12 protein-coding genes are annotated in these 11,582 nt (G+C 49.9%); 2 read left to right on the forward strand and 10 right to left on the reverse strand.

Translation table 11 applies throughout. From position 1 onward, the window contains the following. The 3 genes from ACNRUY_RS23945 to ACNRUY_RS23955 form a co-directional block, all read right to left on the reverse strand. Nucleotides 1–135 (reverse strand): transposase (locus ACNRUY_RS23945; protein WP_488112090.1); only part of this gene is annotated, 135 nt, incomplete at its 3' end. 321 nt (nt 136–456) lie between these two features. Next, nucleotides 457–909 (reverse strand): DUF1240 domain-containing protein, encoded by a 453-nt coding sequence (locus tag ACNRUY_RS23950; RefSeq protein WP_488114191.1) that lies wholly within the window; start codon nt 907–909, stop codon nt 457–459. Then, nucleotides 899–2,284 carry an Hcp family type VI secretion system effector gene (locus tag ACNRUY_RS23955; RefSeq protein WP_488114192.1) on the reverse strand — a complete coding sequence of 462 codons (1,386 nt, stop codon included), beginning with the start codon at nt 2,282–2,284 and terminating at the stop codon, nt 899–901. Before ACNRUY_RS23955 ends, ACNRUY_RS23950 begins: the two co-directional genes overlap by 11 nt. 445 nt (nt 2,285–2,729) lie before the next feature. On the opposite strand from ACNRUY_RS23955, the gene ACNRUY_RS23960 reads away from it, so the two are divergent. Beyond that, entirely contained in the window at nt 2,730–3,914 is a 1,185-nt protein-coding gene (locus ACNRUY_RS23960; RefSeq protein ID WP_488114193.1) for an acyl-CoA dehydrogenase family protein, read from the forward strand. A gap of 58 nt (nt 3,915–3,972) precedes the next feature. On the opposite strand, the gene ACNRUY_RS23965 is transcribed toward ACNRUY_RS23960, so the two are convergent. From ACNRUY_RS23965 to ACNRUY_RS23995, 7 genes are all read right to left on the reverse strand, one after another. Further along, entirely contained in the window at nt 3,973–4,587 is a 615-nt protein-coding gene (locus tag ACNRUY_RS23965) for a LysE family translocator (RefSeq protein WP_488114194.1), read from the reverse strand. 23 nt (nt 4,588–4,610) lie between these two features. After that, nucleotides 4,611–4,985 carry a cupin domain-containing protein gene (locus tag ACNRUY_RS23970; protein ID WP_488114195.1) on the reverse strand — a complete coding sequence of 125 codons (375 nt, stop codon included), beginning with the start codon at nt 4,983–4,985 and terminating at the stop codon, nt 4,611–4,613. A 137-nt stretch (nt 4,986–5,122) separates the two neighbouring features. Next, complete coding sequence (locus ACNRUY_RS23975) at nt 5,123–5,866, reverse strand: amino acid ABC transporter ATP-binding protein (RefSeq protein ID WP_488114196.1); 744 nt, start codon at nt 5,864–5,866, stop codon at nt 5,123–5,125. Continuing rightward, complete coding sequence (locus tag ACNRUY_RS23980; RefSeq protein ID WP_488114197.1) at nt 5,850–6,587, reverse strand: amino acid ABC transporter permease; 738 nt, start codon at nt 6,585–6,587, stop codon at nt 5,850–5,852. Before ACNRUY_RS23980 ends, ACNRUY_RS23975 begins: the two co-directional genes overlap by 17 nt. A gap of 259 nt (nt 6,588–6,846) precedes the next feature. Beyond that, the gene (locus tag ACNRUY_RS23985) at nt 6,847–7,656 is read right to left on the reverse strand and encodes a transporter substrate-binding domain-containing protein (RefSeq protein ID WP_488114198.1); all 810 of its coding nucleotides are present in this window, start codon (nt 7,654–7,656) and stop codon (nt 6,847–6,849) included. Nucleotides 7,657–7,884: 228 nt separating this feature from the next. Then, nucleotides 7,885–8,430, reverse strand: a complete 546-nt coding sequence (locus tag ACNRUY_RS23990; RefSeq protein ID WP_488114199.1) for a hypothetical protein — start codon at nt 8,428–8,430, stop codon at nt 7,885–7,887. Between the two features lie 251 nt (nt 8,431–8,681). Beyond that, nucleotides 8,682–9,758: an endonuclease/exonuclease/phosphatase family protein gene (locus ACNRUY_RS23995; RefSeq protein WP_488114200.1), complete on the reverse strand. Its 1,077-nt coding sequence runs from the start codon at nt 9,756–9,758 to the stop codon at nt 8,682–8,684. Between the two features lie 425 nt (nt 9,759–10,183). Here ACNRUY_RS23995 and ACNRUY_RS24000 point away from each other — a divergent pair, with 425 nt between their 5' ends. After that, the gene (locus ACNRUY_RS24000; protein ID WP_488114201.1) at nt 10,184–11,434 is read left to right on the forward strand and encodes a valine--pyruvate transaminase; all 1,251 of its coding nucleotides are present in this window, start codon (nt 10,184–10,186) and stop codon (nt 11,432–11,434) included. Nucleotides 11,435–11,582 lie beyond the last annotated feature (148 nt).

Consider the following 11,582-nt stretch of genomic DNA (forward strand, 5'->3'; position numbering starts at 1 on the left):
CCAATTGTAGATCTGCTGTACGCTGATACCGAGCTGTTCAGCAACAGCAGAAGCTTTGTGGTCTGGTAAGCCTGCCAGACGAACAGCTTCTTTTCGGAACTCTTCGGTATAAGCAGGGTTTCTATATCGGCTCATGATACACCTCCCAGTTAGACTGTAATCTAACTTAGCGGGGTGTCCACAATTCGTGGGTAACTCCTAAAGATAACGCTGATTTCATGGGATAAAAAGTAAAAGCCGGCCCAACCGAAAGCAGTAAAGAAAATGATGCTGGACAAATAAACCAATTTACTCTTGGTATTCATAACTGGCCGCATACTTCCATTTTTGCACTATTTCACCTGATATTTCATAGTGGTTATCTATTGCCTCTATACCTATGCTCATTCCAAAGAAAATCACCAATCCCTTCCAACTGACGCTAGACTGGGAGCTACGGCATTCCCTATGTCTCTTCTAGCCTCCAGCTATACCCGATGAGTCTTTGCACAGATCCATCGACTTTGCATAAACCCTCCAGCTGCTTTTGGATGACGTTCGAGACTCTTTTACACATTTGACATATCCAGCGTCATCAACCCTTATGCCTTTATACACCCTTCCTGCCAGTCCAAGTAAAACAAACAGCAGCGTTCCACAAAAAAAACTATAAGTGACCGCTTTTCCCACCCCGCTATAAGGGTCTATTTTAGTATCCGTAACAAGGCTATAAACTGATGCAAAAATTAAGGAGATTGATATGGGAATAAGACCAAATAGTGCCAGGTAGTTCAAGTAACCAATCAGCCGAACCCTTTCAGTTAACGGGTTCAGGAGGGCTTCTACTTCTGTGATAAAAAAGTAAGCAGAGCCTAGTCCAGACACCAAAAAAAAGAGGGCACAAAATAAGAGTATTAATTTAATCTTCATTAGCATTTTCTGCGGCCTCTTTCCATTTTTGCACTAATTTATCTGTAATTTCATAGTGATTATCCATTGCATCTAGACCTATGCTCACTCCAAAGGAAATAGCTGCAAACACAACCCCTCCTACTAAAACCATGCCAGACATGGCTAACATTGCGAGGACACCTGCTCCAGCTCCTACCCCCATCGCAATCAGCCCCTTGGTAATATCAATCCCCGTTCGACCAACAAAATCCACCCCGTTTTTCTCTTCATCAAACACCGTATCAATCGCATTAACAACGGCGGCAAAGGCAATATCTACGAAAATGGTGCCTTTGATAAGCTTCCTGGCCATATTGACCTTGCCAAGCCCCAATTGCACCATCTGGGGATTATTGGCATTCCAGCGGTTGCCCTTTACCAGGGTTTTCAAGTGCTGTTTGTACCCCTTGAGAATAATCTTTCCATCCTTCTCATAGGCCATTACGCCTAAGCCGCCCAGAGCTTTTGCCAGAGACACGGCATCCCGGGAACCATTGCCCAGATCCCAGAATTTTTTGGCATCACCCAGGTTGTCTTTACCGTTCAGTTCCAGCCATTTGTTCTCTGCAAACTCTACGGCTTCTTCGTAGCTGAGCACTGCCAGGTCAACATGCTCAATGCCCTGGGTTTCCACATGGAACCGGGAGGCGGGATATGACGACTGACTGGAGGTATCCACCGGGCGAGTGTATGAACCAGCCGTTCTCAGGGTTTCCAATGCCCGATGGTCACTTTTCTGTTTCTGGCTCCTGATGGCCTGTTGGTCAACCGCCTCAGCAGAAACCGGGTAACTCCCGGTTGATGATTTTTTGTTGGAAGACGATGTTTGGGCAGTTAGCCCTGCCTGTGGCTTTGTCTCGGCAATGCCGCTCTCACCCCAAGTGTCGGAAGCAAAGGTGCCCGCTGCTTCATGTCGGCATTCAATTTTACGGTATCGGAACCCGACTCTCTCCTCATTCCCCTGAGCCACCGTCTCTTCCTGCCCACGGCAATCGGAAGAGCGGGTTACCATGGAGCACACCACCGCACCCCTGAGGACAATGGTGTAATAGTGCTCAAATTCACCTTTGATGTTGATGCGATAAAGCTTGAGGTTACATTCAGTGAGATGCTCACCGGTGGCACAGGCGGTCAGTAACAGGGGCGTAGTTTTATCCGTCTCTTTCAGGATCACCAGTGGCTGATGCTCCCGCTTTCCACCGGCGTTTAAAATCTCTCCCGAATAGCCATAGACCAGAATTTCATTCTCGTGGTGTTCCTGCCATTTGGCCCCCATAGAGGATTCTGAAGAAGCGCCCGAGGCAATCAGCCCCTGCCGTTCTCCTTTAATGCTCATATAGGCTACAAATGACATCGGCTTATCCACCTGAAAAACCAGCGGATGATCCTATAGGTCAGACTGACTGGTATTGACCTGTATCAGTGTTAATATTCTGTCGTTTATTGCATGAGCAGGATTGCTGTCTGCATGATGCCCTCAGATGGAATACCCCATTAACAGGCGTTGCTGGTAGCCTTCCCTCAACCGTTCAATCAACCGGTGCTCTGTGGGCTGCTTTTCTCATAATGCAGGGCGATATCGTCCCAGATGATCATGCCCTGGGCAGGGTCGATCAGCTGGCTGCAGGTGTGGAGCTGGATAGCGATTTCCCGGGTGTCTTTATGATCGTTGAGGTTGGGTAGGTCAAAACAGTATGTCTACCCCCCCCCAATGGTCCATTTAGAGTATGTGAAGCACAAGCCAGCCTGTTTCAATCCAGAGTGATAGCGGTAATGGGTGAACTCTGGAGATAATAAGAATGAGTAACCAAGATCAGATTCGGCAACAACTGTACGATCGCGCCCGTGAGCTGGTGCCCGTCCTCAAAAAGCGCAGCCAGGAAGCCGCCAGCAATGGTTACCTTCATGAGGAGACCATTGCCGACTTCCAGGAAGCAGGGTTTTTCCGCATTCTCCAGCCTGCCAAATGGGGCGGCTATGAACTCAAGCCCCACGATTTTTTTGAAGTCCAGATGACCCTGGCGGAAGGCTGCATGTCCTCAGCCTGGGTACTGGGTGTGGTGGCCATCCATAACTGGCAGCTGGCTTTGTTTGATGACCGTGCGGCCCAGGATGTCTGGGGAGACGACACCAGTGTCCTGATCTCTTCCTCCTATATGCCCGTGGGTAAGGTTGAGCACGTGGAAGGCGGCTTCAAACTCAGTGGCAAATGGGGCTTTTCTTCCGGCTCCAAACATTGTGAGTGGGCCTTCCTGGGCGCCATTGTACCGCCTAAAAACGAAGGAGAAGCACCGGACTATCGAACCTTCCTGGTCCCCCGTGAAGATTATGAGATTCAGGATAACTGGGATACTCTGGGTCTTCAGGCCACGGGTTCCCACGACGTTGTGGTCAAGGACAAATTCGTCCCTGAGTACCGCACCCACCGCTCTCTGGACGGGTTTATGCAGAACAGCCCCGGCAATGCCGTCAACACGGCGCCTCTGTTCCGCCTTCCCTTTGGCCAGATCTTTGTCCGTGCCGTATCCTCTTCTGCCATTGGTGCCTTGAAAGGGGCCGTGGATGACTTTGTTGAATTCAACCGCAAGCGGATCGCCCTTCATGACGGTAAAGCGGTCATTGAGGATCCAGGTGCCCAGGCGGCGGCGGCCAATGCCATGATGGTGATCAGTGACCTGAAGACCATTCTGTTCAATAACTTCGATATTCTCTGCGACCGGGCAGACAATGAAGCGCCCCTGGACATTGAGGAGCGGGTCAAGATGCGTTATGACTCCGCCGTGGTGGGTTCCCGCTGTGCCGATGCCATTACCGAGCTTTATCTGCACTGCGGGTCTGCAGGCATTTTCAACAGCCACAAAATCAACCAGGTGTTCCGGGATATCCAGACCGGACGCACCCATGTGGCCAATCAGCCCGCCAAATACGCCCGGAACTTTGGTGGCGTGGTGATGGGCCGTGAAACAACGGACTTCTTCCTCTAAGTGACGTGATTGACACCATTTAAGAAAGCGGGCCAAAAGTGCCCGCTGGATTTTTGCGCTAGACCACGTACTCTATTGCTAATTCCTGAACTATTGGTGCAACTGAAGCCAACAGCAGTATCGCCATGCTAATGTTAAACCTTCTCTGGTGCTCAGGCTTCTTGAGTATCCTTTTCAGATTTGCCCCAAAAACCAACCAAACACCAACAGCAGGAAACGCTACAACAAAAAAAGCTAGAGCGATGAATAGAACCTGCATGTATACATTAGAGTTCACTGTTGTATATGCTGCAATTGCTCCAGTTGCCATTATCCATGCTTTCGGATTAACCCACTGAAATATCGCTGCTTGCAAAAAACTAAATGGCTTGCTCTCCTCGTTTTCCAGAGAGCTCGCAGAGGCGGTTGCAATAAGGAAAGCCAAATATACAAGGTAAAGAACACCGATTACTTTTATGACCTCATGCAAAACGGGCATTTTTTCAAAAACAACGCCAAAGCCAAGGCCAACTGCTACCACCATTGCTGGAAACCCGAAACAAATCCCCATCAGATGAGGCAGGCTTTTCTTTACTCCATGATTTACTCCAGACGCCATGATCATCACATTATTGGGGCCTGGAGTAACCGTTGTTGATGCTGAAAAAAGCAAAACAGCTGTAAAAAATTCCATTACTTGTCTTCACCTGATGATGTTCACTTTTCTTCTTCTACCTTGTTTGAGAAGGACACCTCAAGAACAATACAGCCGTCATCGGATTTGAAAGGCCCATGAGTTTCTCCTGGATGCCTGCTCGCATAGTGCCCTTGCTCAAGCCACATATCAAATGCAGCATCATATAGCCGACCACTCACTATAAAGATTTCTTCAGGGTAATCATGGCTTTTTCCTCCAAATATGGCGGTATCTGCTCCAGCATGAAATCTCGTAAGTCGGGTATATTCTCCACTCTCAGAATCAATACTTAAAGTTAACTCTTCTGCAAGCCCTTCAAGCCCAGTAACAGAATTCCATTTTGTGCTGTTTATTTCCGCCAAAGGATTCCAATACTTTATTGTACTTTTTGTCATTAAACCTTTCCTTACCAGACCCTTTGAATAACAAGCAGCCTGGCCGTCAGAGCCAGCGCTGCTCCCTCCTGATCAAGCAGTTCCGTTATAAAGAACTCAATACTCTCCAACCAAGTTCCGGCATAATCCGTAGATCATCAAATCACCTGATTCAGAAACGTTCTTAACCGCTCATTCTCCGGCTGGTCAAAGAAGGCATCGGGTTCAGCATCCACCAGTAGCTCACCATCGTCCATAAACAGGACACGGTCCGCCACTTCCCGGGCAAACCCCATCTCGTGAGTGACCACCACCATGGTCATGCCCTCACTGGCCAGCTGTTTCATCACATCCAGCACTTCCCCCACCATTTCCGGGTCCAGGGCACTGGTGGGTTCATCAAACAGCATGATCCTCGGGCGCATAGCCAGCGCTCTGGCAATGGCCACCCGCTGCTGCTGACCGCCAGAAAGCTGGGGAGGATAACTGTCCGCCTTGTCAGAAAGCCCCACCTTCAGCAGCAGTGTTTTTGCGCGATCAACCGCCTCGGTTCTGGACAAACCCCGAACCTTCATGGGTGCCAGGCAGATATTGTCCATCACCGACAGATGGGGAAACAGGTTGAAGGACTGGAACACCATCCCCACCTCTTCCCTCAACTTATTCACATCGCCCTCAGTGGTAAGGGAAATCCCGTCAACAATGATTTCCCCATCGTTAATGGTTTCCAGCTGATTCAGGGTTCTGAGAAAGGTGGATTTTCCGGAGCCACTGGGGCCGATGACCACCACCACCTCACCTTCATGAATGGTCTGGTACACCTTTTTCAAAGCATGAACCCCATTGGGATACACCTTTTCCACGCCACTGGCCTGGATAATGGCTTCAGTCTCTAACCGCATACTTCACCTCCAAACGACGGACCACGTACGACAGCACACCGGTCAGGAGCAGATAGAGCAGCGCCACGCTGAACCACACCTCAAAAGGACTGAAGGTAACGCTCACCACTTCCCGGCCCGCCTTGGTCAGATCCGTCAGGGAGATCACCGACACCAGGGAGGAGTCCTTGATCAGATTGATAAACTGACCGGCCAGTGGCGGCAAAACCCGTTTAAATGCCTGGGGAAGAATAATGTAGCGCAGGGTCATACTGCGGCTCATCCCAAGGCTTCTTCCCGCTTCCATCTGCCCACGGCTGATGGACTCAATCCCGGCCCGGATAATTTCCGCCACATAAGCACCGGTAAATACTGAAAGGGCCACCACTCCCGCGGTAAACCGATCCAGGTCCAGTACCGTGCCGATAAAGAAATAGACGATGAAAATCTGAACCAGAAGGGGGGTCCCCCGGATCAGTTCCACATAGAGAATGGAAAAGTTTCTCAAGGCCGGGTTGGGGGATATCCGGGCCAGCCCTGCCAGGACGCCCAGAGCAATGGCAAAGACAATAGAGGCCAGAGACAGCTTGATGGTCATCCAGAGACCTTTGCTGATGGGGCCGGGTTGCCACTGGTAATTAACAGCCAGAAGATCCCCTTCAAAAATCAGATCGCCATCGCCAACGGTTAACTCCTGAAAGCCTGTGATCAGTAACTGCTCACTGTCATCCAGATCATTCACCAGAAGTAACTGGCCCTGGTCGTTTTGCTCAACGGTGCCATCAAATGCGGCGCGAAGTTCATCCCGTGCCTGGTAAACAATGTACTGGGGAATACGCTCCCAGCGCCAGATATAGTCAATCGATTAACTGGACTTGTAGATACCCAGACCCAACAGCAGCAATAGTGCAGCAAATACCAGGTTCCACAGAACCTGGCTGGGCTGCTTTTCCATTTGCAAAGGTCGGCCTTTTGCGGGTTTACTCGGATTCACAGTCCGCTTACTTCAGCGTCTTCTGCCACTCGGAACTTTCGAACCACTTGGCATAGATCTTGTCATAGGTACCATCGCCACGGATCTGACGCATAAAGTTATTCAACCAGTTGACAAAATCCGGGTCGCCTTTTCGCACGCCCCAGGCCAGAGGTTCATAGGTGAAAGGCTCACTGAGGTGAACCAGCTTGCCAGGGCTCTGGCTGGAGTAGACGGCATTAAACGGCAGGTCATAGATAAAGGCATCGGCTTTGCCATTCACCACTTCCATGGCCCCTTCTGATTCCGTTTCAAACAGACGCAGTTTGGCTTTGCTCAGGTAGCGCTTGGCGGCCAGGTCACCGGTGGTACCCAGTTTTGACACCAGGGTATATTTTGAATCATTCAGATCTTTGTAGGACTTGATTTCATTTTCCAGGCCCTTGCGAACCAGCACGCTCTGCCCGATGACAATATACGGCTCCGCAAAGTTAATCTGCAGATTCCGCTCCGCCGTCAGGGTCATGCCGGACATGATGATATCGAACTTATCGGTCACCAGTGCTGGAATAATGCCATCCCAGGCGGTATTGACAATCTCCAGCTTGACCCCCATGGATTTCGCCATCTGACGGGCGATATCCACATCAAAACCAACGATTTTTCCCTGCTTGTTGGTCATTTCAAAAGGCATATAACCGGCGTCCAGGCCCACCCGCAGGACTTTCCGATCCATAATCTGATTGAGGGTAGACGCTTTCCACAGATCGTTGGTAGACGCCACAAGACTGGTACTGAACGCCAGCAGAAAAGCCAGCAGAGCTGTTATTTTTTTCATGGTTGCTCCTGTAAGCCGCCAGGTTCTCCGGCGCCGCGTTTTGCTTTTTTATTGTTGCCTTGTGCGCCTGATCCGTAGGCGCTCTTTATGCTCATTTACTTCTGCTTGTTTGCTTCCAGTTCTCTGTGTTTTTTGAGAAAACACTTTACACAAAGAAACAATTGCGCATTGTACCTACCCTGAGCCATTTGACCAGCAGGAATTGAATAAAACCTTGCACACCCCGCCTCAAGTCATCCCCAGCCTGCGGTTTACCTCCTGCAGTTGCCTCATGGAAGCCTCCCGGTCAAAGGGACACTCCTGGTCCAGAGAAACCGGGTTCCACTGGCTGCGGGGCTGTGATGACAGCTTCCCACCGTAAGCATGAATTGCCAGGGTAAAATCATGGCAGGGGTTACTGACCTTATGGATCATCGATGCAGGAAAAAACTTCACCTGACCGGCCTGAAGCTCCAGGGTTTCAACGGCTTTTATTTTAGCTCCCTCCCTGGAAAACAAGACCTGTCGTTCAATGCCCTGAAACACAGAAATCACTGACCACAGCATGTGGTTGTGGGGTAGGGTTTCAAAACCCGGAGGCCAGCAGGCATAGAGAAGGGTAAGGCGTTCTGTCTCACACAGAGGAATAACCTCCCCTTTACTGGGCTCAGGAAACCAGTTCATTTTCTCCTGTGACGGACCCAGGCTCATCTTCAGTATTTGTTCAATCTCTGAAGCGGCCGAATCCCGGATACTGGCCTCCTTGCAGGATTGGAGAAAGGATTGAAGGGACATAAGTATCAACTTATAAAAGCACATCGAGTCTATGCATGATTATAATAGTCACCCTTCTCCAGTGAAGGTTATATTTCAAATAGAGTCAGAGAAGTGAAACCCCGCCACCAGCGCATGCAACGCACTGCAAAATAACACTAAAGCAGCGTGATCCTGAGATACATCGGGCCATAAAGGCAATCAATGGTATTTTGGAGGGCCTGTCATTCAGCATTGCCAAACAACAGGCTCTGGACAATAGTACATTTGACTTATTCTGAGTCAACCGCGGCCAACATTGAAAAAGTAGCTAAAAGCGCTTTGTGGTCCGTTGGCCAAATGTTCAAAGGAGGTACAAACCGGTCTTCTCCCTCCTCCTCAACACGTTCATTCCTCACGATAGAACGGCTGGGTCCGATGATGACAATATCCTTAAGGGACAACCCCTGAGAAGGGTCGTAGAAAATAAAATCGATTCGATCCCGCTCATCCGCCCTTGGAGCCCAGGCAAGCTTGCCCGTTTTCACCGCCGGATTATCAGAAGGAAATGTAAAGCCCGGGTGAGTCAGTGGGTTGGGATACTGCTCACGGTAAGCATCCTGAAACCCGGCCTCCTCCAGGCTAAGAGTGGTTGGCCAGGGAATAATCAGCCCCTGATGATCATATAGGTTTTGAGTACTGGCTACCCAGTCCAGATGAGAAGGTTCATTCAAATCTCCCCCCAATATCACCAGGTGGCCTTTATTTCTCTCCTCTTGGGCATCCGATATAAATGCCTCAATGGCTTCACCCCGTTTAGACTTTGCGTTATCCCTGAGAATCTCATCAATATCAACAACGGGCTCTTCCAACCGACGCCAGCTGCTGCTGTGATAACCTCTGGGCAAGTATAAACTGCAGTTTTTCCAGTCCAGATGCGCAGAATAAAATGCCACCGTCTGACCTTGGACATCAATCAATGCCTTTGTGATTGAGCCATGGTTAAACCTTACAGGGTACAGAGCTGTCTGCTCTATAATAGGGTAACGTGAAAGCAAGCCTGTATCCGTGCTTTTTTCGCCATAATAGCGATACCCTTTTTCCTGTAGAGATTCAATCAACCGTGTGTGAAGATCTCTGAACCAATAATTTCTCACCTCACTCAATGCAATTAAATCTGCATCTGAACGAATAATTTCATCAATAATTGCATCATACCCTCCCTTTACTTCTGTCCCCTCCTGCCAGATATTAAACTGAAACACCTTCAGCTCTTTCACAGATTGCTCACTCTCCTGCCCCATCACTTGCAGCGGCCATAACATAAGCAAGGTCAGTCCTACATTGCACAACAACTTACTGATTTTCATTGCACCATCCCCCCCCCCCATCCCAGGCTGTCAGCTTTCACTGCAGACCAGATAATATGGAAAAACTCCCCCTGATTATTCTTGATAAATAAACGGCGCCTCAAGAGAAAATGAACAAACTTCACATAATGATGACCCAGGCCAATGTAACGCCTAATGATTAACCATGAACAAAAGCTGTTACCCTGGCATTTGCTTAATTAAGCCTGAGATCATGAGGCCTGCTCTTTCTTAACAGCCCCCGCAGGAGGAGTTGGACCATGCTTATTTCATGATTATCCAGAGAATAAAACCGTTGAATTCAAGCCCCTCATTTTTTCGGCTGTAGACACCAGCACCAGTGCGTTATATAACACCCACCAGACACTACTAATAATGACGCATCACCCCTGAACCACGCCCTATATGACAACACTGAGGTCAGCATGAAGCTTTCTGCCTTTGGCGAAAAATTCACCAGCCATTCCGGCATCCTCTCCCTCATGGATGACCTGGGAAACGCCCTCGCCGATGGCCAGGAAAAAATCATGATGGGCGGTGGCAACCCCGCCCATATCCCGGAAGTGGAAGCTATCTTCCGACATCGGCTGCGCAAAATCACTGACAACCAGGCCGAGTTCACCCGCCTGGTAGGCACCTATGACCCGCCCCAAGGGGAAAAAGATTTTGTCCGGGAAATGGCCGGTTACCTGAACCGCCAGTTTGGCTGGCAGCTCACTGAACGCAATATAGCCCTCACCAATGGCAGCCAGGCCGCCTTCTTCATGCTGTTCAATATGTTTGCCGGGCAATATGGCGATGGCAGCCATAAACGGATTCAGCTCCCCCTGGCTCCGGAGTATATCGGTTACGCGGACTCAGGGCTGAGCGAGGACTTTTTCCTGGCCAACAAGCCGGAAATCGAACACATTGACGCCCATACCTTTAAATACCATGTCAATTTCCGGGAGCTGGTGGTGGACGAAAGCACCGGGGCTCTGTGCGTATCCCGTCCCACCAACCCCACCGGCAATGTCCTGACCGATTACGAAATCGAAAAACTGGATAGCCTGGCCCTGGAAAACAATATTCCCATGATCATAGACGGTGCCTATGGGACACCCTTTCCAAAACTGATTTTTACCGAAGCCACTCCCTGCTGGAATGAGCACACCATTCTCTGCCTGAGCCTTTCCAAGCTTGGGCTGCCGGCTACCCGCACCGGCATTGTGATTGCCAATGAGCAAGTCATCCGGGCACTGTCCGGTATCAATGCCATCATGAATCTGGCGCCCAACAGTACCGGCAGCCTGCTGGCCCTGGATATGATCAGGGACGACAGCATTAACCCCCTGTGTAACAACACCATTCGCCCTTATTATCAGGAAAAAGCGCAGTTTGCCGTTGACTGCCTCAAACGACAGTTTGGAGATATTCCCTGGCATGTGCACAAACCGGAAGGGGCCATGTTCCTCTGGCTCTGGTTTGAAGACCTGCCCATCTCCAGCCTGGAACTCTATGAGCGCCTTAAGGCCAGGGATGTACTGGTGGTATCCGGCCATTATTTCTTCCCGGGCATTGACGACCAGTGGCCCCACAAACACCAGTGCCTACGGGTCACCTATACCCGTGACAACCGGACGGTGGAGAAAGGAATCGCCATTATTGCCGAGGAAGTCAGCCGACTGTACGACTAAGGAAGGTGCGATTAAGTCCCTAGCCATGAGATAATACTCCCATCGCTTCCAGCTTGAGTTTCTGTCCATGAGCCAGCTTAGTTTCGCAGACAGTGAGTTTGTCCATAAACGCAGAACCACCCGCAAAGAGCGCTTTCTGGCAAAAATG

The organism is Endozoicomonas sp. Z74 (assembly GCF_057680865.1).

Bases quoted from the DNA above. Each gene is read 5' to 3' on its own strand.
- ACNRUY_RS23950 (WP_488114191.1), bottom strand. From the start codon at position 909: ATGAAGATTAAATTAATACTCTTATTTTGTGCCCTCTTTTTTTTGGTG.
- ACNRUY_RS23955 (WP_488114192.1), bottom strand. From the start codon at position 2,284: ATGTCATTTGTAGCCTATATGAGCATTAAAGGAGAACGGCAGGGGCTG.
- ACNRUY_RS23960 (WP_488114193.1), top strand. From the start codon at position 2,730: ATGAGTAACCAAGATCAGATTCGGCAACAACTGTACGATCGCGCCCGT.
- ACNRUY_RS23965 (WP_488114194.1), bottom strand. From the start codon at position 4,587: ATGGAATTTTTTACAGCTGTTTTGCTTTTTTCAGCATCAACAACGGTT.
- ACNRUY_RS23970 (WP_488114195.1), bottom strand. From the start codon at position 4,985: ATGACAAAAAGTACAATAAAGTATTGGAATCCTTTGGCGGAAATAAAC.
- ACNRUY_RS23975 (WP_488114196.1), bottom strand. From the start codon at position 5,866: ATGCGGTTAGAGACTGAAGCCATTATCCAGGCCAGTGGCGTGGAAAAG.
- ACNRUY_RS23985 (WP_488114198.1), bottom strand. From the start codon at position 7,656: ATGAAAAAAATAACAGCTCTGCTGGCTTTTCTGCTGGCGTTCAGTACC.
- ACNRUY_RS23990 (WP_488114199.1), bottom strand. From the start codon at position 8,430: ATGTCCCTTCAATCCTTTCTCCAATCCTGCAAGGAGGCCAGTATCCGG.
- ACNRUY_RS23995 (WP_488114200.1), bottom strand. From the start codon at position 9,758: ATGAAAATCAGTAAGTTGTTGTGCAATGTAGGACTGACCTTGCTTATG.
- ACNRUY_RS24000 (WP_488114201.1), top strand. From the start codon at position 10,184: ATGAAGCTTTCTGCCTTTGGCGAAAAATTCACCAGCCATTCCGGCATC.